The sequence below is a fragment of the Streptomyces sp. NRRL S-455 genome, from assembly GCF_000717875.1.
Taxonomy (GTDB): domain Bacteria; phylum Actinomycetota; class Actinomycetes; order Streptomycetales; family Streptomycetaceae; genus Streptomyces.
The window spans coordinates 26,856-48,957 of record NZ_JOCT01000008.1 but is presented as its reverse complement, the minus strand read 5'-3'; the positions used below and the strand labels follow the sequence as shown (position 1 = coordinate 48,957).

The 22,102-nt window shown below is 73.1% G+C and carries 17 protein-coding genes; 10 read left to right on the top strand and 7 right to left on the bottom strand.

Annotated features, from left to right (window positions below; translation table 11 throughout):
• Window positions 1-103: 103 nt before the first annotated feature.
• Window positions 104-673, bottom strand: coding sequence for a hypothetical protein (locus IE97_RS42475; RefSeq protein ID WP_199809812.1), 570 nt, complete (start codon window positions 671-673; stop codon window positions 104-106).
• A 249-nt stretch (window positions 674-922) separates the two neighbouring features.
• The gene (locus IE97_RS0112580) at window positions 923-1,660 is read right to left on the bottom strand and encodes a hypothetical protein (RefSeq protein WP_030236926.1); all 738 of its coding nucleotides are present in this window, start codon (window positions 1,658-1,660) and stop codon (window positions 923-925) included.
• 404 nt (window positions 1,661-2,064) lie between these two features.
• On the opposite strand from IE97_RS0112580, the gene IE97_RS0112575 reads away from it, so the two are divergent.
• The 8 genes from IE97_RS0112575 to IE97_RS0112540 are packed head-to-tail and all read left to right on the top strand — an operon-like array spanning window position 2,065 to window position 11,475.
• A complete protein-coding gene (locus IE97_RS0112575) occupies window positions 2,065-3,156 on the top strand; it encodes a hypothetical protein (protein ID WP_030236923.1) in 1,092 nt (363 codons plus the stop codon).
• 50 nt (window positions 3,157-3,206) lie between these two features.
• Window positions 3,207-4,457, top strand: coding sequence for a glycosyltransferase (locus IE97_RS0112570; RefSeq protein WP_030236918.1), 1,251 nt, complete (start codon window positions 3,207-3,209; stop codon window positions 4,455-4,457).
• A complete protein-coding gene (locus IE97_RS0112565) occupies window positions 4,454-5,881 on the top strand; it encodes an exopolysaccharide biosynthesis polyprenyl glycosylphosphotransferase (RefSeq protein ID WP_030236905.1) in 1,428 nt (475 codons plus the stop codon). Before IE97_RS0112570 ends, IE97_RS0112565 begins: the two co-directional genes overlap by 4 nt.
• Before the next feature lie 5 nt (window positions 5,882-5,886).
• Window positions 5,887-7,233: an O-antigen ligase family protein gene (locus IE97_RS0112560; RefSeq protein WP_030236900.1), complete on the top strand. Its 1,347-nt coding sequence runs from the start codon at window positions 5,887-5,889 to the stop codon at window positions 7,231-7,233.
• Window positions 7,230-8,924: a lipid II flippase MurJ gene (locus IE97_RS0112555; RefSeq protein ID WP_030236895.1), complete on the top strand. Its 1,695-nt coding sequence runs from the start codon at window positions 7,230-7,232 to the stop codon at window positions 8,922-8,924. The genes IE97_RS0112560 and IE97_RS0112555 overlap by 4 nt, the downstream gene beginning before the upstream one ends.
• Window positions 8,908-9,672: a polysaccharide deacetylase family protein gene (locus IE97_RS0112550; RefSeq protein ID WP_030236892.1), complete on the top strand. Its 765-nt coding sequence runs from the start codon at window positions 8,908-8,910 to the stop codon at window positions 9,670-9,672. The genes IE97_RS0112555 and IE97_RS0112550 overlap by 17 nt, the downstream gene beginning before the upstream one ends.
• Before the next feature lies 1 nt (window position 9,673).
• The gene (locus tag IE97_RS0112545) at window positions 9,674-10,822 is read left to right on the top strand and encodes a glycosyltransferase (RefSeq protein WP_030236887.1); all 1,149 of its coding nucleotides are present in this window, start codon (window positions 9,674-9,676) and stop codon (window positions 10,820-10,822) included.
• Entirely contained in the window at window positions 10,819-11,475 is a 657-nt protein-coding gene (locus tag IE97_RS0112540) for a hypothetical protein (RefSeq protein ID WP_030236883.1), read from the top strand. Before IE97_RS0112545 ends, IE97_RS0112540 begins: the two co-directional genes overlap by 4 nt.
• Window positions 11,476-11,498: 23 nt before the next feature.
• On the opposite strand, the gene IE97_RS0112535 is transcribed toward IE97_RS0112540, so the two are convergent.
• Window positions 11,499-12,764 carry a glycoside hydrolase family 26 protein gene (locus tag IE97_RS0112535; protein ID WP_030236879.1) on the bottom strand — a complete coding sequence of 422 codons (1,266 nt, stop codon included), beginning with the start codon at window positions 12,762-12,764 and terminating at the stop codon, window positions 11,499-11,501.
• A gap of 169 nt (window positions 12,765-12,933) precedes the next feature.
• On the opposite strand from IE97_RS0112535, the gene IE97_RS0112530 reads away from it, so the two are divergent.
• Entirely contained in the window at window positions 12,934-14,202 is a 1,269-nt protein-coding gene (locus IE97_RS0112530) for a hypothetical protein (RefSeq protein ID WP_030236875.1), read from the top strand.
• Complete coding sequence (locus IE97_RS0112525; RefSeq protein ID WP_030236871.1) at window positions 14,202-15,470, top strand: NAD(P)-binding domain-containing protein; 1,269 nt, start codon at window positions 14,202-14,204, stop codon at window positions 15,468-15,470. Before IE97_RS0112530 ends, IE97_RS0112525 begins: the two co-directional genes overlap by 1 nt.
• A gap of 387 nt (window positions 15,471-15,857) precedes the next feature.
• Here IE97_RS0112525 and IE97_RS43600 read toward each other — a convergent pair whose 3' ends face one another.
• The 4 genes from IE97_RS43600 to IE97_RS0112505 form a co-directional block, all read right to left on the bottom strand.
• Window positions 15,858-16,586 carry a chaplin gene (locus IE97_RS43600; protein ID WP_030236867.1) on the bottom strand — a complete coding sequence of 243 codons (729 nt, stop codon included), beginning with the start codon at window positions 16,584-16,586 and terminating at the stop codon, window positions 15,858-15,860.
• A 223-nt stretch (window positions 16,587-16,809) separates the two neighbouring features.
• Window positions 16,810-18,333: a vWA domain-containing protein gene (locus IE97_RS0112515; protein WP_030236863.1), complete on the bottom strand. Its 1,524-nt coding sequence runs from the start codon at window positions 18,331-18,333 to the stop codon at window positions 16,810-16,812.
• 148 nt (window positions 18,334-18,481) lie between these two features.
• On the bottom strand, window positions 18,482-19,348 hold the full coding sequence (locus IE97_RS0112510) for an ABC transporter permease (RefSeq protein ID WP_030236860.1): 867 nt from the start codon (window positions 19,346-19,348) through the stop codon (window positions 18,482-18,484).
• Window positions 19,345-22,002, bottom strand: coding sequence for a CocE/NonD family hydrolase (locus IE97_RS0112505; protein ID WP_030236857.1), 2,658 nt, complete (start codon window positions 22,000-22,002; stop codon window positions 19,345-19,347). The genes IE97_RS0112510 and IE97_RS0112505 overlap by 4 nt, the downstream gene beginning before the upstream one ends.
• Between the last annotated feature and the right edge of the window lie 100 nt (window positions 22,003-22,102).

Below are 22,102 nucleotides of genomic sequence, written 5' to 3'. Positions count from 1 at the left end.
ACCGGCGGCCATTCCGGTGACTCGGGGACAGGCGAGAGGGCCTCGCACAAAGAAGTCGGCCCTCGGACTCACCGAGGGCCGACTCCGTACGGGAAGCGTGGACCTACATCCACAGGTTGCCGCGCAGCGGCTTGGCCTCGTTCAGTGCCTCTGCGGTCTCCTTCACCGTGGGGAGCACCGACTTGCTGCCCGTGGCGCTCGCCTCGAGGGGGAGCTTGGTCTTCACGCCGCCGTTGAGGTCGGTGGCCGCCAGGTCAGTGCTCTGCGGGGCGGGAGCCGGGGCCGGGGCGCTCTGCGGGGCAAGAGCCGGGGCCGGAGCGCTCTGCGGGGCAGGCGCCGAAACCGGAGCCGGAGCGGCCTGCGTGGCGGGAGCCGGAGCACTCTGCGGAGCGGGAGCCGGAGCCGGAGCACTCTGCGGGGCAGGCGCCGAAACCGGAGCCGGAGCGGCCTGCGTGGCGGGAGCCGGAGCACTCTGCGGGGCAGGCGCCGAAACCGGGGCACTCTGCGGGGCAGGCGCCGAAACCGGAGCACCCTGCGCGGCGGGCGCCGCGTCGGGGGCGCTCTGTCCCGGGGCGGCCAGGGTGGGGGCCGTGTTGTGGGCGAACGCCGGCGTGGCGGCAGTGGCGGCGATCAGGGACCCGGCAAGGACGGCGGCAGCCTTCAGGGACTTCATCGTGTTCCTTTCTTCGGCAACGCGTGTCACCGGAGGGGGAGTCTTTCGCCGTGCCTAACGAGCCGTGGGCGACGCGGAAACCGGAGGCGGCGAAGATCGCGAGTCCTCATATGAAATCCCTGAACGTCGGGCTTCGGGACGCGATAAAGCCGGAAGGTTGTCGGGAAAACACAGGAACGAGAACAGTCGTGGTGCCGCCCTGTTGGGCGGCACCACGACTGAACGGGCAGGAGCCGTGTCGTACGGCGGTCACGAGTCCAGCAGCGCCGACGTGATCGCGGGAAGCGTGACGGGCGACAGCGACGGCACGGACGTCAGTGGCCACAGGCTGGGCAGCGTCGTCGGTTCGGGCAGGGTCTGCTCTGTCGCATCGCTGTCGGTCAGCGCGTCGACGAGGTCGTCCAGTTCGGTCAGCAGGTTGTCGACCGAGGCCAGCCCGACGGTGTCGTCATCGGATGTCACGTCATCGGTGCCGAGTGCCGCCAGGAGGTCGTCCACTGCCTGATCGATCTCGTCCAGCGCGCTGTCCAGCGTGTCCTGTGCGCTGTCCGTGGAGTCGGCGGCGTCTCCGACGGGAGCGGGGGGCAGTACGTCCGTCACAAGGACCGGGGCCGACGGGGTGACCGACGGGGCCGGTGTGGCCGTCACGGCCGGTGTGGTCGCATCCGTTCGGACCTTGTCGGCCATCTTGGCCAGGGCCTGCTTCGCGGCAGTTGCCAGTTTCCTGGCCTCGGCGGCGGTCAGTTGGCCGTTGTTCGCCTTGAGCACGGCCTGCAGGAGGTCGGCGAGCGGGGCGAATTCGCCCCCGTCGAGCTTCCTGAGCTGCGCGAGTCGCGCGTCCGTGTCAGAGAGCCGCGCACCGGGCGACGCCGCATGGCGGTGCTCGGGGGCCGAGTCGGCCGCCATGGCGGCAGGGCCGGCGATCCCGACCAGGAGGGTGGCGCACAGTGCGCCGGAAGCGATGCGCCATGCGGGCAGAGCGCACATGGGGGGATTCCTTTCGACGGCGTTGGATCTTGAGCCCACCGTGAAAGCAACCGTGGCCTCCCGCAACCGCTCACGTACTCTCCGAAATTGCGCACTTACCTCTTTCGCCCGGTAAGGCCTGATCAGACGGTATGTCAGACCGACTATGTCCGTTCCCCCGTCGGTGGAATCCCGGGCGGCGCTCCCGTGACCCCTGCGACGCCACCTCCGGGACACCGGCCGCCCGTCAAGCGCGTTGCGGGTTTCACGATTCCGACACACGTGCCAGATATCTTCGAATTTCATCGCCTATGTCTGATTGATGACTAGAGTTGCGAACCGCCCGACGCACTCCTCAGGGCGGATACCTCGCACTCGTGGCGCTGCTGCCACGGCCACCTGTTCCGAAAGGGCAATGACCGGTCATGCGCCATAGCCTGGGCCCGCTGTTCCGCCGCGCGACCGTGGGCGTCCTCAGCCTTGCCGCCGTGTGGGCGGCCGCCAGCTCCCCGACCGCCGCGCCGGCCGCGCCGCCCGCGCCGGAGTCGGACAGCATCGCCTTCGCCGAGCGGTACCGCGCGCTGCAGCACGGCGGCATCGCACGCGCGGCCAACTCGTCGATCACCTGCCGCACCGCCGAGACACCTTCCTGCTCGGACGTGCGGGGAGGCAGCCAGGGGGTGAACGGCGACTTCGACATGTTCTACGTCGATGTCGACCGTGACCCCAACACCTACAACGCCTCCCGCGGGGAGGTCCGCCTGCCCTCCGGCTCCCGGGTGACGTACGCGCGTCTGTACTGGGGCGGCAATCTACGTGTGGGCGAACAGAAGCCGCCGGAGGACAACGGGCGAGTGCTGATCGCCGAACCCGGCGGAGAGTACAAGGAGATCCTCGCGGACACGGTGGTCGGGCACCGCGTGACGGACGCCGTGGACGCCTTCCAGGCCTCGGCGGACGTGACGCGGCTGGTGCGCGAGAGCGGGCCGGGCCTGTACACGGTGGCTCAGGTCAACGTGGCCATGGGCAAGTCGCCGGCCGGGGCGTGGGGCGGCTGGACGCTGGTGGTGGCGTACGAGAACCCGTCGGAGCCGCTGCGGCACCTCGCGCTCTGGGACGGCTTCGCAGACCTGTCCGGCCCGGCGCCGGAGGTCCGTCTGCGCGACCTCGGTTTCGCCGCCGACGCGTGGGGCCGTGCGGGTCTGGTCGCGTACGACGGCGACCGCGGCCTGACCGGCGACTCGCTCACCCTGACGGCCGGCGAGTCCGGGTCCCCCATCGCCCTCGGCAACGGCGCCAACCCCCAGGACGACGTCCTGAACTCCACCATCAGCGAGCCCGGGGAGGACGCGGCACGTGTGCCGGCGTACACCAACACCCTCGGCTACGACTCCGACGTGTTCGACCTCGGAAGAGGTCTGCGGCACGCCGGTGACCAGGTGACCTTCCGGCTCCGTTCGCAGCGGGACGCCGGGTGGGCCGGCGTGCTCTTCGCCGCCGTCGACGCACGGCGGTGAGTTTGTTGCCGGCTTCTCCGACCATCTCCGCGAGCGAGGAATCCGCGCACATGCACCCGTCATTCACCGCCCCTCCCCCGAGAGTCCTGCACCTCACCCAGCCGGTGGACGGCGGCGTCGCACGCGTCGTGACGGACCTGGTCCGGGCACAGTTGTCGGACGGCCTGGACGTCACCGTGGCCTGCCCCGACAGCGTTCTCACCACGAGACTGCGGACGCTGGGCGCGCGGGTACGGCACTGGCACGCGACCCGGTCGCCGGGCGCGTCGCTCGTCCGGGAGGTACGGCACCTGGCGCGGGTGATCGACGAGGTGCGCCCCGATCTGGTGCACGCGCACAGCGCGAAGGCCGGGCTCGCCGGACGGCTCGCGGTACGCGGGCGGATCCCGACGGTCTTCCAGCCGCACGCCTGGTCGTTCGAGGCGGTCGGCGGGAGTACCGCCGCCCTGGCGCTCAGGTGGGAACGCTGGGGGGCGCGTTGGGCCTCACGCGTGCTGTGTGTGAGTGAGGCCGAGCGCGCGACCGGCGTGGACGCCAGGATCACCGGCCGGTGGACCGTCGTCCCCAACGGCATCGACCCGGAGCGATTCCACCCGGCCGCCGCCGGGACCGTGCGGGCCCGGCTCGCACCGCTCGCCGGCATCCATCCGGCGGCACCGCTCGCCGTGTGCGTGGGGCGGCTGTGCCGGCAGAAGGGGCAGGACGTCCTGCTGCGGGCCTGGGAAACCGTCGTGCGGGGGGTACCCGACGCCCGTCTCGTCCTGGTCGGCGACGGCCCGGACCGTGACCGGCTTCGCGAGGCCGCCCCGGAATCCGTGGTGTTCGTGGGAGCGGTCCCCGACGCCTCCCCCTGGTACCAGGCCGCCGATCTCGTCGTCCTGCCGTCCCGCTGGGAGGGCATGGCCCTGGCGCCGCTGGAGGCGATGGCCTGCGGGCGGCCCGTGGTGGTCACGGACGTCGACGGCGCCCGCGAGAGCCTGCCGCCCTCCTTCGCCGCCCGGTGCCTGGTCCCGCCGGAGGACCCGGCGGCGCTGGCCGGGGCCGTCACCGAGCTGCTGGCCGCCCCGCTGCTGCGCGAGACGCTCGGCAACCAGGGCCGCCTGCACGTGCTGTCCACCCACGACGTGCGGCACACCGCCGAGGCCGTCTCGGACGTCTATCGCGACCTGCTCGGCCCGTGGACCGCCACCGCCCCCAGTGCCGAGCACGGTCTGCCGCTCGACACGGGACGTGGCGCCGAGGCGAACCGGGCAACGCAGCGCGTCGAGCCCATCGAGTACAGGGAGTCCATCCACTCGTGACCGCCGAACGTACCGTGCCCTCCCCCGGTGTACCGCCGCGGGACCACGGATCCTCACCAGTCTCGGTCATGCCGCCGCGCGGCACCCCCGACGGCTTCCGGCTGCCCGCCCCACGGCGCCCGGCACGGCCGCCCTCGCCCGTCCCGCTGCTCGTCGCGGACGGCGTCGCAGCCCTGGCGGGCGCGCCGGCGCTCACCGAGGCGCAGCGCACGCCCCTGCTCGTCGTGTCGCTGGTCGTCTTCACACTGCTGCTGCGCCGGCGCGACGGGCGGCCGCCGGTACCGGGGCTGCTGGAGGAACTGCCCGCCGTGTGCGGCCGTGTCGCGGTGGCCTGGCTGGCGCTCGGGGCGCTCCTGGCGGCGTACCGGCCGGAGCTCGCGTTCTCCCTCCGTACCGTGCTGACGGGCCTCGCTCTGCAGGTGACGGCCGCCTGTGTGCTGCGCGGAGCCGTGCACGCGCGGCGGCGCGCCGCACTGGCGCGTCACCCGCACGCCGCACTCGTCCTCGGCCCGGCGGCGACCGCGCAGCGCGTGGCCGCCGCCGTACTGCGTCACCCGCGGTGCGGCGTGCGGCCGGTGGGGATCGTCGCCGAGCGGCCGGACGGGAGCGAGAGCCTCCCGGTGCTGACGACCTCCGAGGAGGTCGAGCGTGCGGTCATCCAGAACGGGGTGCGGGCGGTGCTGGCCGTTCACCCCTCCGTACGCGCCGAACAGGAGCCGCTGCTGCGGGCGCTGGCCGAGTCCGGCTGCGTGGTCTGGGAGGTCGAACCCGGCTCCCCGTCGTACGCCGCGCGAGAGCGGCTGGCCGGTTTCCCCTGCCGGCGTCTGGACATGTCACCCGCCCGGCGCGGCAGCGCGGGCAAGCGGGCGCTGGACATTCTCGTGTCGGGGTCGCTGCTGCTGCTGGTCAGCCCTGTGCTGCTGGCCTTCGCCGTGACGCTGCGGATCAGCGACGGGCCGGGCGTGGTGTTCCGGCAGGAGCGCATCGGCAAGAACGGCAAGGCGTTCACGCTGCTGAAGTTCCGTACCCACCGCCCGGTCGACGAGCACGAGTCGGCGACCCGGTGGAGCGTGGCGAACGAGAACGAGATGCGCTGGTTCTGCCGGATGCTGCGGCGCACGTCGCTCGACGAACTGCTCCAGCTGTGGAACGTGCTCCGGGGCGACATGAGCCTGGTCGGGCCGCGTCCCGAACGGCCCTACTTCGTCGCGCAGTTCGGCCAGACCTACCCCGGTTACGCGCTCCGTCACCGGATGCGGACCGGCATCACCGGCCTCGCCCAGATCCACGGGCTGCGCGGCGACACCTCGATCGAGGACCGCTGCCGGTTCGACAACGCCTACATCGACGACTGGTCCCTGTGGCAGGACGTCTGCATCCTGCTGCGCACCGCGGCCACGGTGGTACGGCCGACGGGGAGCTGAGCCTGTTGAGCCTCGCCGTGACACCTCTCCCCCACCGGGTCGCCGCGCTGACACCGGCCCTGCCCGTGATGGCCGTACCCGCCCTGCTGGCCCTGCCGCTGACCCCGGACGGCGCGGGGCCCGCCGACGTGCTCTCCGGGCTGGTCGTCGTGTACTGCGTGATCCGTCTGCTGCGGGAACGGCGGCGCCCGCTGACGCCCACCGCGGCCCTGGTCCTGGGCCTGCCGGTGGTGGGGCTCGCGCTCGCCGCCATGGGGGCGTTCTCGCCCCAGGCCGGACTCGTCGGCCTGGGGCGCTATCTGCAGACCTTCGTGCTCGTTCCGGCGGCCGTGCTGCTGCTGCTCCGCGACCGGGCCGGCTTCCGGATGGTGGCCTGGTCCTTCGTGGGGCTCGGTCTGTGTCAGGGGGCCGTCGGTGTGCACCAGTTCGTCACCCGGACCGGTGCGTCCTACCAGGGCGAGAACATCCGGGCGGTGGGCACCTTCGGGCCGCACGACGTGATGGGCATGGCGACGACGGTCTCGCTCGGCCTGGTGTGCGCGGTCGGGATCGCGCTGGGCCGGGTGCCGGTACGGCAGCGGATCATCGCCGCCGGGTGCGCCTCGGTCCTGCTGCTGCCGCTGGCGCTCTCCTTCAGCCGGGGCGCCTGGATCGCGACCGTCCTGACGTGCACCGTGCAGCTGGTGCTGGCCGGGTGGCGGCGTGCGCTCAAGGTGGCCGGGGCCGCGGTCGCCGCGGGGGTGATCCTGGTGGGCGGGTTCGGCGTGGGCTCGGCGCTGCTGCAGCAGCGGATCGACAGCATCGCCCAGGTCACCGAGGCCCCCGACCAGTCGGTCGTCGACCGGTACACCCTGTGGGCGTCCGCCACGGAGATCTGGCGTCTGCACCCGCTGACCGGCGTCGGGTTGAAGGGCTTCCCCGAGTACCGGGACGGGCACGCGACGCTGGCGCTGTCGTCGGGCAGCGAGACCGACGGGGCGGGTGTGGCGTACCAGAGGCAGCCGCTGCTGTCCCCGCACAACATGTACCTGCTGGTGCTGAGCGAGCAGGGCCTGATCGGGCTGCTCGCGCTCGCCGGGAGCTGGCTGGCGCTGCTGGTGTGCGGGACGCGGCGGCTGCTGCGCGTCCGCGCCGACGGACCGGGACTCGACTGCGGGCTCATCGCCTGCGGACTGCTGCTCTGGCTGCTGACCGACTTCGTCTACGGAGACATCGGCGGTCCCGCGACCGTACTGATCGCCGTGGCCATGGGGCTGGTGGCGTGGTGGGCACTGGCCGGCCACGGCGAGGCGCCCGCGGAGGTGTCCCCGGATGGGGTGCGGGAGCCCGCCGAGGAGGCCCTGGCGCGATGACCGTGGTGCCGTCGAAGTCCCCCCGGTCCGAAACGGACGGCGCGGTGACCGTGCCCCCGGCGCGTGCCGCCACCGAGGCCGGGGAGGGTTCCGACCCGGTCTCTGCGCCGGCCTCCGGAAGCTTCCTGGCCAGGGCCGCGCTCGTCACGGCGTCGCTGTCCATCGCCGGCTCGCTGCTCGGTCTGGTGCGCGACCAGTCGCTGGCGCGGCTGTTCGGCGCCGGAAGCGACACGGACGCCTTCCTGGTCGCCTGGACGGTTCCGGAGTTCGCCGCCACGCTGCTCATCGAGGACGGGCTGGCGATCGCGCTGATCCCGGCCTTCAGCATGGCGCTGGCCCGCCGTGCCCGGGGCGTCCCGGGTGACCCGGTCCGCGCCCTGGTCGGGGCCACCCTGCCCCGGTTGTGCCTCGCCCTCGTCGCGGTCGCCGCGCTGGTCGCGTGCACCGCTCCCTACCTCGTCCGGGCCCTCGCACCCGGTCTGCCCGACCCGCGGCTCGCCGCCGACTGCACCCGGATCACGGCCACCTGCGTGCTGGCCTTCGGGCTCGCCGGGTACTGCAGTGCCGCCCTGCGCGCCCACCGCTGTTTCCTCGCGCCGGCGGCCATCTACGTCGTCTACAACGCCGGCATCATCGCCGCGATGTTCCTGCTCGGCGAAGGCTGGGGGGTGCGCTCCGCCGCGGTCGGGGTCGCGGCGGGCGGCTGCCTGATGGTGGTGGTGCAACTGCCGTCGCTGTGGCGGCGGCTGGCGGCGCGTACGTCGCCTCCGGCCGGAGGCGGGGCCGACGTCGAGGAGCGGCCGATGCAGCTCGCCCTGGTCGCCGCCGTTCTTCTGTTCGCCCTGTGCCGCCAGTCGCAGGTCCTCGCCGAACGCTTCCTCGCCTCCGGTCTGCCCTCCGGCGCCATCTCGCACCTGAACTACGCGCAGAAGGTCGCCCAGATCCCGATGACGCTGTCGCTGATGGTCTGCACCGTCACCTTCCCGGTGGTGGCGCGGGCGCTCGCGGACGGTGACACGGCACGGGCGCGCAGCCGCGTGGAACGGGATCTTGCGCTCGCCGCCTGTGTGGTGCTGCTGGGCGGGTGCGCGGTCATCGCCTGCGCCCCTCAGATCATCGAACTGCTCTTCGAGCGGGGGGCGTTCACCGCGAGCGACACCGAGGCGACGGCGGACGTGATGCGCGTGTACGCCCTCGGACTGCTGAGCCAGACCCTGGTGGGCGCCCTCGTGCGCTCCTACTTCTCGGCGGGCCGGGCGAGCTGGTACCCCCTCGGGGCGATGACGGCGGGCATCGCCATGACGTCCTTGACCGGCGCCGCGACCGTGCACTCCTGGGGCGTGGCGGGGATCGCCGCCGCCAACGCCCTCGGCATCACCGTCACCGCCGCCCTGCTGCTCGCCGGGCTGCGCGCGGGCCGGCCGAACAGCCCGCACAGCATCTCGGTCCGTGTCCGGCAGGTGCTGGCCGAGTTGGGCAGGCTGGTGGGCGCCGCGGTCGCCGCCACCGCCGCGGGGGCGTTCGCCGCGAGCCTGCTGCCGTCGCCGGCGGTGGGCCTCGCGGCCGGCCTTCTGACCGTGACCCTCGTCTTCGTTCCGCTCGCCTGGGCTCTCGGTGCCCAGGGCTCCGCGTCCGCTCTGCGCTCCCTACGCGCCGTCACACGAAGGCTCCCACATGGCCGCTTCCGTTGATTCCCTCGACGCCGTCAGACCACCGGCCCCGTCCAAGGGCCAGGCCCCCTGGGTCGCGATGTACCACTCGGTGGGCAACTGCTCGGACGACCCGTACCGCATCACGGTCACACCCGAGCGGTTCGGCCGGCAGCTGGCCTGGCTGCGCCGGCGCGGGCTGCGGGGCGTGTCCGTGACCGAGCTGCTCACCGCCCGCGCCCGGGGCGAGGGAGGGAACCTGGTCGGGCTGACCTTCGACGACGGGTACGCCGACTTCGTCACCGATGCCCTGCCGCTGCTGCGCCGCTGGGACTGCGGCGCCACCCTCTTCGTACTGCCCGGGCAGCTCGGCGGCGACAACGCCTGGGACCCGCTCGGCCCCCGCAAGCCGCTGCTGACCGCGGACGGCATCCGGCGGGTGGCCGCCGAGGGCGTGGAGATCGGCTCGCACGGGCTGACGCACCTCGACCTCACCAAGGCGGACGACGTCACCCTCAGGGCCGAGGTCTCGGACAGCCGCGCCCGGCTGGAGGAGCTGACCGGCACCCGGGCCGCCGGCTTCTGCTACCCCTACGGCGCGATCGACGCCCGCGCCGTCGCCGCCGTACGGGAAGCGGGGTACACCTACGCCTGCGCCATCGACCCCGGCCCGCTGACCGGTCCGCACGCCCTGCCGCGTGTGTACGTCGGCCAGAACGACACGGCCTGGCGGCTGCGCCTCAAGCACGGGCTGCACCGGCTGCGCCGCCGCCCGGTGGAGGGCTTGTGAGATGAGGGCCCTGCACATCATCACCGGCCTCGGTGTCGGCGGGGCCGAGCAGCAGCTGCGCCTGCTGCTGCGGCACCTCCCGGTCGACTGCGACGTGGTGACGCTCACCAACCCCGGCGCGGTGGCCGAGGGCCTGGCCGCGGACGGCGTCCGCGTCACGCATCTCGGCATGGGCGGCAACCGTGACCTGGCCGCGCTGCCGCGCCTGGTCCGGCTGATCCGCGCCGGCCGCTACGACCTGGTGCACACCCATCTGTACCGGGCCTGCGTCTACGGCCGGCTCGCCGCACGCGTCGCCGGGGTGCGGGCGATCGTCGCCACCGAGCACTCCCTGGGCGACTCACAGATGGAGGGCCGCAGGCTGACGGCAGGGGTGCGCGGGCTGTATCTCGCCAGTGAGCGGCTCGGTTCGGCGACGGTCGCCGTCTCCTCGACGGTGGCCGACCGTCTGAAGCGCTGGGGAGTGCCCGCGCCCCGTATCGAGGTCGTCCCGAACGGAATCGACCTGGACCGCTTCCGCTTCGATCCGGAGCGGCGCGAGCACACCCGCCGGCAGCTCGGCCTGCCCGAGGACGCGTGGGTCGTCGGCGGCGTCGGCCGGCTCACGCGGGGGAAACGGTTCGACGTCCTCGTCCAGGCGCTCAGCCGGCTCCCCGACGACCACCGGCTGCTGCTGGTGGGCGCCGGCCCCGAGGAGCAGGCTTTGCGCCGCACGGCCCACGAGGCCGGCGTGTCCGACCGTGTCGTGTTCACCGGCGAACGCCCCTACCTGCCCGACGGTTCGCCCGGCCCCGACCTGCCCTCGCTCATCTCGGCGATGGACCTGTTCGCGTCCCCGTCCGCGGAGGAGGCCTTCGGCCTGGCGGCCGTGGAGGCGCTGGCGTCCGGCCTGCCCGTGCTCTACGCCTCCTGCCCGGCGATCGAGGACGTGCGGCCATCCTCAGCCGGTGTCCGGCGGGTGCGCGGCGGGCCCGGGGAATACGCCCGCGCGATCGCCGAGGCCCGCGCGGCCGGCGCCGGGCCGCGCACGGCCTCGGACGTCGCGCGCCACTACAGCATCACCCACTGCGCGGCCCGTCTGACGGACGTGTACGCGGCAGCGGTCTCCAGTTCGCCGTCCCCCTCACCTCTGGGAGCCACCTCCTCATGACCGACACCCCGACCCGTCAGCGCCTCCTGTCCCCGGCTCGTCTCAAGGGACTTCCCCTGTGGTCCGTGCTCGCGGCCGGCACCCTCGTCGGGGGCCTCCTCGGCGGTTCGTACGGCGTGCTCACCCCTTCGACGTACACGGCCACCAGCTACGTCATCGCCGTGCCGAACGACAAGTCCTCGCCGGACGCCGCCCTCGGTTTCGCGCAGGCCTACGGCCGGGTCGCCACACAGCTCGCGGTGCTCGGCGACGCGCAGGTGTGGGCGGGTGTGCCGGTGCGCACCCTGCAGCGCAGTGTGCGCACCGCGACGTCACCGGACGCGCCGATGGTCGCCGTCTCGGCCACCTCCTCGAGCCCCGGCCTCGCCGTCGACATGGCCAACGCGGTCACCCGGGCACTGACCCGGCACGCGGACGCCAGCAGGGGCAACACCCGCGTGAAGCTCGTGCAGTTCTCGCGCGCCGTGGAGCCCAGCGAGCCCACGTCCGCGTCACCGGCCGTCACCGGCCTGGTGGGTGCGAGCGCGGGCGGTCTGCTGTGCGGCCTGGCCCTGCTGGCGCGGCCGAGGAGGTCCGGCCAGGACGACGACGCCGCCCCGGCCCCGTCGGTGCCCGGCCCGGCCGCCGCCGCCGATGTGCGTGGACAACGGTGACGACGGCGGGCCCGGCCGGACTTCTACCACCATTCGAAGCGGAGGCAGAGTCTTCCTCCGAGCCACTCCTCCACCCAGCCGCCCAGGTCCAGCGGCGTGCAGTCCGCCGGGGGCGGCGGCGTGCCGGGGGCGGTCGGTTGCGGCGTGGGCGTCAGGGGCGGGGTCGCCTCGTCCGTGCGGCCGAAGAGGGTGGAACGGTAGACATGGGCCGACTTCGGGTTGGTCCTGCACTGCCAGACACCGTGCGGGCAGTAGTCGGTGAGCGTGTTGTAGAGCGGCTTGTGCTCCTCGATCCAGTCGAGCATCCTCCGCATGTACTCGGGATTGTCACCGTTACGGAAGAGCCCCCATTCCGGGTAGGAAATGGGTTTTCCGTGGGCCTTCGCGAAATCCAGGTGGGCCTGCAACCCGTAGGGCTCTCTCACCTGTTGGTCGAACGACATCCCGGCCGGCTGGTCATAGGAATCCATGCCGATGATGTCGACCGTGTCGTCCCCCGGATAGCATTTCGTCCAGGGGATGGCGTCGTGGCCACGGCTCGGCGTGAAATCGAACCGGAACTTCTGGCCCGGCACGGAACGCATGGTGGTGACGATCCTGTTCCAGTACTTCTTCCAGGACTCCGGGTCCGGCCCGCAGCGATGGGTGTACGTGGTGCCGTTCATCTCCCAGCCGAGCACCACGATGGTGTCCGGCACCTTCAGCGCCACCAGGCGCTCGGCGAGGACACGGAAGTGGTGATCGAACTCGCCGGCCGCGCCCTGCCGGAGCAGCCGGCGGACCTCGCTGTCCGGGACGCCCTCCTCGTTGCGCTCCTGCATGGGGACGTTGAGGACGAGCATCCGGTTGGGCTTCCGGTTGCGCCAGTCCGCCCACACGGGCAGGAAGTCGGCGGAGCCCTCGATGTCGCGCCAGCGGTGGCCCGGCAGATAGGTGTGCCCGGCGCGGAGCTCAGCGCCGCCCAGCCAGTGGCTGAACAGCGGCATCCGGGCCACGCCACGGGCGTCGGACTTGAGGAAGACACCATAGGCCGGGGCTTCCCCGCCCGGCACCGGTGTGGCGGCCGGCGCCGCCGGTGTCGAAGGGACGGGGACGACCGGAGGTGTGAGGGCCGAGGGCGAGGCCACGGGCGCCGGCGGGGTGGGCGCCGGGGCCCGGGGATCGGCGGCTCGCGCCACCCCCACCCCCACCCCCGTCGCGAGGCCGGCCGCCAGGGCGGCCGACGTGGCGACCGCTGCCACGCCCAGGGCCAGCCGGCGGATCCCGGCCCGCTTCTGCTGTGGGGCCATGCCTGCTCCTTTCTTCGCTCTCGTCCGGAGTGCTGCCGCGTTTTTCGCTATTGACGGGCAATCATATGAAAGCCAGTCACAGAAAAGCCCACGGCGCCACTGCCGTTGCGGCTTTCGAGTGCTGGTCTCGCCCGTGCGGGTGAGCCGATCGAAGAGAAAGAGAGAATTCGTGTCGCTGCTCGACACCCGTGTCCCCGCTGTTGTGCTGCGGATCGACCGGAACCCCTTTCACCACGGAACGCTGGGGGCCGTGCGTTCCCTCGGCAGGGCGGGAGTGGAGGTACACGTCGTCGCGGATTCCATGGGAAGTCCCGTCGGGGCGTCGCGTTATGTACGCCAGATGCATTCCCCACCACCCCCCGGAGCATCCCCCGAGGAAATTCTGGCCGTGCTGCGCCAGGTGGCCGAGCGGATCGCCCGCCCCGCCGTCCTGGTGCCGATGGACGACGCGAGCGCGATCGCGGTGAGCGGGATGCGGGAGGAGCTCGCGCCCTCCTACCTGCTGCCGGCGATGCCGGGCGGGCTGGCCGAACGGGTCGCCGACAAGGCGGAACTGGCCGCCGTGTGCGCGTCCACCGGCATCCCGCACCCGACGACGCTGATCCCGGACAGTCCGGCGGAGGTCGCCGACGCCATGCGGCAGCTCGGGCTGCCGGTGGTGGCGAAATGGAGCCGGCCCTGGCTGCTGCCCGCCGGCAGCGGGCTGCGCAGCACGACGCTGGTGCGGTCCGTGCGGCAGGCCCGGGAGCTGCTCCTGCGCACCGAGGAAGCGGGCAGCCGGCTGCTGCTCCAGCAGTACCTGCCACCAGGGCCGGACCGGGACTGGTTCTTCCACGGCTACGCCGACCACGCGGGCACCGTGCGCGCGGGCGGGCCGGGCCGCAAGCAGCTGGCCTGGCCGCGCGGGGCGGGCCTGACCGCGGTCGGCTGCTGGACGCCCAACGCGGAAGTCCAGGCGCCGGCCGAGCGGCTCGCCGGTGAACTGGGCTACCGGGGCATCTTCGACCTCGACTTCCGCCGCTGCGGCACGACGGGCCGCTACCACCTGCTCGACTTCAACCCGCGCGCCGGCGCCCAGTTCCGGCTCTTCGCGGACGGCGCCGGGCTGGACGTCGTACGGGCCCTGCACCTGGACCTGACGGGCCGTCCGCTGCCGGACGGCGTCCCGGTGAACGGGCGGACGTTCGTGGTGGAGAACTACGCGCCGCTGGCCGCGCTGCGCGCGGCGCCAGGCGGGCGCGAACTGGCCTGGTACGCCGCGGACGACCGCTCCCCCGGACGGGCCATGTGGGCCCTGTGGTGCCGGCATGTGTCCCGCCGACTGCGTGAGCGGCTGGGCACGCCGGCGGCGACGGTGACGGCGCAGGCGCAGGCGCCACGGCTGATCCCCCGGGCGGCCTCGCCCTCCCTGACCGACAACGAGAAAGCGAGCAGTTGATGGTGTACGACCTTCTGGTGGTGGGCGCGGGCCCGTACGGCCTGTCGATCGCCTCCCACGCCGCGGCCGCGGGGCTGAACCTGCGTGTGTTCGGCCGGCCCATGGCGTCCTGGCGGGACAACATGCCCCGCGGCATGTTCCTCAAGTCGGAACCCTGGGCGTCCAACCTCTCCGATCCGGACGGGCGGTGGCGTCTGGACGTCTACTGCGCCGAACACGGACTGACGGCACGTCATGCCAAGCCGATCCCCGTCGAGGCGTTCGCGCAGTACGGCCTGTGGTTCGCGCGCCATGCCGTGCCGGAGGTCGACGAGCGCACGGTGACCCGGGTGGCGGCCGGGCCCGGCGGTTTCACGGCGGTCACCGAGGACGGGGAGGAGGTGCACGCGCGGACGGTGGCCCTGGCGGTCGGTGTGATGCCGTTCGTCGAGGTGCCGCAGACGCTGCGCGGACTGCACCCCGCGCTGGTGACGCACAGCAGCCACCACAGCGACCTCGACCGCTTCCGCGACAAGGACGTCACGGTGATCGGTGGCGGCCAGGCCGCCCTGGAGACGGCGGCGCTGCTCGCCGAGCAGGGCACTCGCGTACGGGTGCTCGCGCGGGCGGACCGGCTGGTGTGGAACGATGTGCCGCCGCCGTGGGAGCGCCCCTGGTGGCAGTCGGTCCGTTCCCCGCACAGCGGCCTCGGCCCCGGGTGGAAGAACTGGTTCTACTCGGAGCGCCCCAACCTGTTCCGGCGTCTGCCGGAACAGACCCGGGCACGCGTCGCGACCACGGCGCTGGGGCCGGCGGGCGCCTGGTGGGTCCGGGACCGGGTGGAGGGTGTCGTGGAGCTGCTGCCGGGCCATGAGGTCACGGCCGCCTGCGCGGTACCGGGCGGGGTTCGGCTGGACACCGTGAGCCGCGCGGGTGCCCCGCGCAGCCTGGAGACCGAACACGTCATCGCCGCGACGGGGTTCCGGGCTCGCTGCGACCGGCTCGGGCTGCTCTCCCCCGAGCTGCGCGGAGCCCTGGCGGCACTGCCCGACGGCTCCCCGGCGGTCGGGCACGGCTTCGAGTCCTCCCACCCCGGCCTGTTCCTCGCCGGCCTGCTGACGGCGTCGGGCTTCGGCCCGGCCATGCGTTTCGTCCAGGGCGCGTCCTTCACGGCGTCGACGCTCGTCCGGGGCGTGCGCCGTCGGCTCGGGGCGATGCCGGCGAGCGGCATCGTCCCCGCGCCGGTGAGCGGCAGCCGGAGCGAGTCCCCGTCGCCGGCCCGCCCCTGACGGGACACGCGCGGCGGATCAGGGGCCGCTGACGGCGCCAGCGTCGTCGGCGGCCCGCCCTGGTGACGGGGACGGGGACGGGGACGGGGCTCGAGGGAGGTGAGGTGCCGGGACGGCCTGCACCCCCCGGAGCGTGGTCGACGGGGGGTGCGGGAGATGTCGTCCCGGGAGGCCGGGGGCCTCGCACCGGGACGATGGAGAAGTGCCGGACGGCGCCGCTGTGTACACGCCCCGGGACGGCGGGCGGCGCCGGTTGAGGTACAGCTGCCGTCCCGGCCCGTGCGGCGTGTGGTCCCCGGACCGGCTGGGACTGCCTCGGGTGGCGGCAGGCGCCGGTCCGGGGCGGGGCGCGGTGCCGGACGGGTCGCGTCCGGCACCCGGGAACAGTTACCGGGACCAGGTGGTGCGGCCGCGGCGGTACAGCAGCACCCCGCCGGCCAGCAGGGCGGCGCTTGCGGCCGACGCGGCCACCAGTGCCTCACTGCCTGTCTCGGCCAGCTGGGGCGGCGTGACGGTCTTCTCCCCCGGGGTGGACGACGGCTTCTCGCCCTCCTTCTCGGGCGAACGCGGGGAGTCCGGGGAGTCCGGCGTCTTGTCGTGCGGGGTGGGACGGTCCTTGGCCGGGGGCTTCTCCCGGTCCTTCTCCTCATCCGGCTTCGAGGTGTCGTCGTCCTCGTGGCCGTGGCCGCCGCCGTACGAGCCGTTGTGACAGGAGGTCTTGGTGGCCTCGTCGAACACCGCGAGTCCGTCGACGCTGTTGCCGCACGCGTTCAGCGGCACATCGATCGGCACCTGCACGATGTTCCCGGACCCCACGCCGTAGGAACCCTTCGAGACCGCGGACGCCTCCGCGCCGTAACCCTTCGACTTGTGCGAGGTGTTGCGGCAGGCGTTGCCGAACGACTCGTTGAGCGCCGCGAACACCCCGACGGTGTTGCCGCACAGGTTGACCGGCACGTCGACCGGTACCTGCACGGTGTTCCCGGACAGCGCGCCACCGGAATCCTTCGTCACTCCCGACGCCTCGGAGTCAGCGAGGGCGGGGCTGCCGTACAGGGACAGAATCCCCGTGGCGGCGGCCGCCGCGAACGCTCCCTTGCTCAGGGTCTGTCGCATTGCAGTTGTCCTCCTGCTTGAAGAATCGGGGCAGCCGGTATCGGAGCGGAGACCCGCGTCCGAGCCCGGCGGTGAGGCGGCATGAACATCCGGCGCCGCACAGGAACAGGACGTACGAACACAGGCCCGCGCCCCTCTACTGCCTCATCAACCCGAAGCAGAAGAATTGGTTCCGCAGGTTCACCCGGTTGGCCCGCGCCGCGTGGCGAAGGCACCGCCGTGTTCAGCCCCGGCGGCGGTCCGCCTGTTCGATGGCGTCGGCGAGGTCGCCCACCGCCCTGTCCTCCGTGGTGCGGGCCAGCGCCCGGGCACGGTCGGCGAGTTCCGCGAAGCCGGCCGGGGCGCCCGGGAGCCGGTCGTAACGGTCGTCTCCCGAGCGGAGGGTATCGGCGAAGTAGGCGGCCACGGCGGTGACCTGGAAACGGCTCGGGGCGGCCCGAAGGGAGTCGTGGAGGGCGTCGGTCTCGAGGTCGCCGGACTCCTCGTGGGGGTCGCGCGTGTCGGGGTCCAGCCAGCGGACGGTGGCGGTTGCGAGGTGGCCTTCGGCGCCCGGCTCGGTGCGGACGGCGTACAGGGCGGTGACGGTGTGGCCCGGGCCGGCCTCGCCGCCGTCGACGCGGTCGTCGCGGAAGTCCTCGTCGGCGACCCGGCGGTTGTCGTAGCCGACCAGGCGGAACTCCTCGACCGTCTCGGGGTCGAAGGCGACCTGGGCCTTGGCGTCGCGGGCGGTGAGGTCGATGTTGCGCGGGAGTTCCTCGCAGAACACCTCGCGGGCCTCGCCCTCGTCGGACACGTACACGGTGTGGCCGTCGCCCCGGTCGGCGAGGCGTTCCATCAGGGCGTCGCCGTAGTCGCTGCCCACGCCGACGCCGAAGAGGGTGATGCCGTGCTCGCGGCGTTCGCCCGCGATGCGTTCCAGGATCGTGTCGGCGTCGGTGTCGCCGGTGTTGGCGAGGGCGTCGGAGACGAGGACGACCCGGTTGGTGGCGCCCTCGCGCAGGCCTTCGACGGCGGTCTCGTAGCCGGTCTCGACGCCGGCGCCGAGGTTGGTCGAGGACTCGGTGTCCAGTTCGGCGATGACGTCCTGGATCTCGTCGCGGTTGCCGTCGAGGCGGGTCATGGGCAGGACGGTCTCGGCCTCGTCGCTGAAGGTGACGACGGCGACGGAGTCGTCGTCGCGCAGCCGGTCCGTCATCACGGCGAGGGACTTCCGCGCGAGGTCCAGGCGGCCCGGTTCGGCCATGGAGCCGGAGATGTCGATGACGAAGGTGAGGGCGGCGGGCGGGCGTTCGCCGGTGCGTTCCGCGGAGCGGGTGGCGAGGCCGACGCGGACCAGGGACCAGTCCTCGTCCTCGGTGCGGGCGCCGTCGACGGTGACCGAGAAGCCGTCGCCGTCGGGGCGTTCGTAGTCCTGGCGGAAGCTGTTGACGAACTCCTCGGGGCGGACCGTCGACGGGTCGGGCAGCCGGCCGTCGGCGAGGGAGCGGCGGGCGTAGTCGTAGGAGGCGGTGTCGACGTCGAGGGCGAAGGTGGAGAGGTGGTCGGGGGCGGCTTCGCGATCCTCCTGCTCGCTCGCGCGGTCCTCGTCTTCGTGAGCGGGCGCGGGCAGACCCGAGATGTCGCGGTCGGCGGCTTTGCTGCCCTCGCTGCCGCCGCCTCCCCCGCTGCACGCGGTGAGCAGCAGTCCGCCCGCCGCTGTGAGCGCCAGCAGCAGCCTGCGTGTCCGGTACCGCTCGTACGGCTTCATCGTCCGTGCCCCCTCGGTCCGTTGGCGTCGCCTTCTTGCGACTGTGACGGCGCGGGGGGCCGGAACGTGCGGTACGGGGCGTTGCGGAAGCGTCTCGAAGCGGCCACGGAGGCGGCCCGTCGAGACCGGGGGGTGATCCTCCGTTGACCTAGGAGACGACGTCCTTGCGGGCGAAACCGCGGAAGGCCAGGGCGAACAGCACGAGCGCGTACGTTACGGAAATCGACGTGCCCTGGATCATGTCCGACCACTCCAGCTGGGGCCGGACGGCGTCGAGCCAGGCGTACTGCCAGTGCGCGGGCAGGAAGTGGCGCCAGTCGCCGAGGGCCGTCACCTCGTCGAGGACGCTGCCGATGATGGTGAGGAACACCGCGCCGCCGACCGCGCCGAGCGGGGCGTCGGTCCGGGTCGACAGCCAGAACGCGAGTGCGGCGGTGACCAGTTGGGACACCATGATGTACGCGACGACGATCAGCAGGCGCTGGGCCGCCGTGCCGGTGGGCAGGGTGCCACCGGTGGGCAGCTGGAGCGGGCCCCAGCCGTAGGCGGCCGTGCCGACGATCAGGGCGACGACGGGCAGCAGGACCAGGGCGGCCAGGCTCAGCGTGAGCCCGACGGCGAGCTTGGACCACAGCAGCCGGGCCCGGGGCACGGGGGCCGCGAGCAGGTAGCGCAGGGAGGACCAGCTCGCCTCGGAGGCGACCGTGTCGCCGCAGAACAGGGCGACGGGGATGACGAGGAGGAAGCCGGCGCCGGAGAAGAGGTTGACGGCGGCGAAGTTGGCTCCGGACGCGGTCGCCGTGTCCATGAGGTTGACGCGGTTGTTGTTGCCACCCGGGTCGCCGCCGACCTGGAAGGCGATGAGCAGGATGATCGGCAGGGCGAACAGGACGCCGCCCATGACCATCGTGCGGCGCCGCTTGAGCTGGCGGACCAGCTCCACGCGGAAGGGCAGGGTGCGGCCCGCGCGGTAGCCGTCGGCGACCTCGACGGGCGGCTCGGCGAGCTTGCTCATGCTTCGGCTCCGATCAGGGTGAGGAAGGCGTCCTCCAGGCGGCGGTGCGGGCCGACCGACGTGACCGCCACGTCCAGTCGGACGAGGTCGGCGACCAGGCGCTGCGGGGTGCCGTCGGCGTCGAGCTGGACGAGGAGGCCCTCGTCGGCGCGCACGGCCGAGGCGACGCCCGGCAGGGCGGTGACCTTCTCCAGCACCGGTTCGTCCACGGGCGCGGCCGTGCCGACCAGGAGGGTGTCGCCCGAGCCGACGATGTCCTCGACCGGACCCGCCTGGACGAGCTGCCCGTGGTCCATGACGACCAGGTGGGTGCAGGTCTGCTCGACCTCCGCGAGGAGGTGGCTGGAGACGATGACCGTGCGGCCGGCGGCGGCGTAGCGGATCATCACCTCGCGCATCTCGCGGATCTGGGGCGGGTCGAGGCCGTTGGTCGGTTCGTCGAGGATGAGCAGGTCCGGCAGGCCGAGCATGGCCTGCGCGATGGCGAGGCGCTGGCGCATGCCCTGGGAGTAGGTGCGGACCGCGCGGGCGAGGGCGTCGCCCAGGCCGGCGATCTCCAGTGCCTCGTCCAGGTGGGCGTCCTCGGCGGGGCGGCCGGTGGCCCGCCAGTACAGCTCCAGGTTCTCGCGGCCGGACAGGTGGGGCAGGAAGCCCGCGCCCTCGACGAAGGCGCCGACCCGGGAGAGGACCGGGGCGCCGGGGCTGATGGCGTGGCCGAAGACGCGGATCTCGCCGTCGTCGGGCTTGATGAGGCCCATCAGCATGCGCAGGGTGGTGGTCTTGCCTGCTCCGTTGGGGCCGAGGAGGCCGAGCACCTGGCCCTTCTCCACCCGGAAGGAGAGGTCCTTGACGGCGTACCGGTCGGACGCCTTGGCGTAGCGCTTGGTCAGGTCGGTGATCTGGAGGGGGACTTCGGCGAGCTCGGGGGCCGGCGGGGCGGGGGCGGCCGTGCGGCGGCGGCCCGTGAGGATCAGCGCGAGTGCGATGCCCGCGCCGGCCAGCGGCAGCCACCACACCCAGGCGGGCAGCCCGGCCTGGGTGTCGCGCTGGCCGAGAGCGGAGGGGACCTTCAGGTCGCCCTTGAGGGAGACGGTGTACGTCGCCGGGGCCGTCGGGGAGGCGTAGCCCAGGTCCGTCGAGGCGAGGACCAGGCGGAGCCGGTGGCCGTCGTCGATCTCGTGGTCGATCGCCGGGAGGGTGAGGGTGACGTCCTTGCCGGCCTTGGCGCCTTCGACCCGGATGGGTGTGACGAGCTGGGAGGGCAGCACCTGCTGGGCGCCGCCGCCGGGGCCGACGTCGTAGAGCTTCGCGAAGAGTACGGCGTCGTCGCTGGTGGACTTCACGTGCACGGTGGCGGTGGGCGAGCCGGTGATCTGCAGGTCCTCGCGCTGCGGCGCGGACTCGAACGCGGCGAACTGGCCGGGGAAGTCGAGGGAGACGCCGATGCCGAGGGTGGAGAGCTGGCTGAGGCCGCCGGCGCCGCCGAGTCCGGGCAGGGCGGAGACGCCGGGCGGGCTGGCACCGGGCGGGTTGTCGAAGGTCTGCTCGCGGCCGGCCAGGGCGAGGGAGCGCTGCTCGCTCTCCAGGCCGGGGTAGCGGTCCGAGGTGACGCCGGTCAGGCGGGGTTCGCCGTCGCCGGAGCCCGTGCCGAGGGTGCGGGTGACGCGGAAGGCGGGGCCGGTGTCGACGCCCTTGTCCTGCTTCAGGTAGCGGTCGAACCAGGACGTCACGCGGCCCTGGACGCGGCCCGTCTCCATGTCGCCGCCGTCGTGGCCGCCCGCGATCCAGTCGACGCCGACCGGGGCGCCGTTGGCGCGGATGGCCTTCGCGGCCTGGTCGGCCTGGCCGAGCGGGAAGAGGGAGTCGGACTGGCCCTGCATCAGCAGCGTGGGCACCTTGATGTCCTTGCCGACCGCGGACGGCGAACGCTCCTGGAGCAGCTCGCGGGCCTCGGCGTCGGGGGTGCCCGACTCGGCGACCCGCTCGTACATCCGGCACAGCGCGGGCTCGAACTTCTCGCAGCCGCCACCGGAGTTGACGAAGATGCCGGCCCACAGCTTCTTGAACACGCCGTTCGGGAACAGCGCGTCGGCGAGGTTCCAGTAGGTGATCGCCGGGGCGATGGCGTCGACGCGCGGGTCGTGCCCCGCCGTGAGCAGGGCGATGGCGCCGCCGTAGGAGCCGCCGGCCATGCCGACACGGGGGTCGCCGGGCTTGTCGAGCTCGACCTCGGGCTGCTTCGCCAGCCAGTCGAGGAGCTTCGAGACGTCGGCGACCTCGCCCTTCGGGTCGTTCAGCCCGATCTTCCCGGTCGACTTGCCGAAGCTGCGGGCCGACCAGGTCAGGACCGCGTAGCCGTCCCGGGCGAGGTTCTCGGCCTGCTGCCGCTCGTCGTTCTTGCTGCCGCCGAAACCGTGCCCGAGCAGGACGGCGGGGCGGCGGCCGGCTCCACCGGAGGTGAAGTACGAGGTGTCGATGCGCACGCCGTCCGCTGTGTCGAGGAGCCGGTCGGTGCGGTGGACCGGGGCGGTCTCGTCGTCGGCTACGGCCGTCCACGTGCCTGCGCCGGCGAGGACGACGACGGCGGCCCCGGCGGCGAGGAGCCTCCGGGGCCTCCGCAGCAGCCCGTTCAGTCCGGGCAGTCGAAGATCCATGCGTCAACGGTACGGGGTGAACCTGTCGAACAGTTGTCGACCGGAGACCGAGGTGGGAGACCTTCCACGGGACTACGAGGGTCTTCGGCGTACTGCGGGT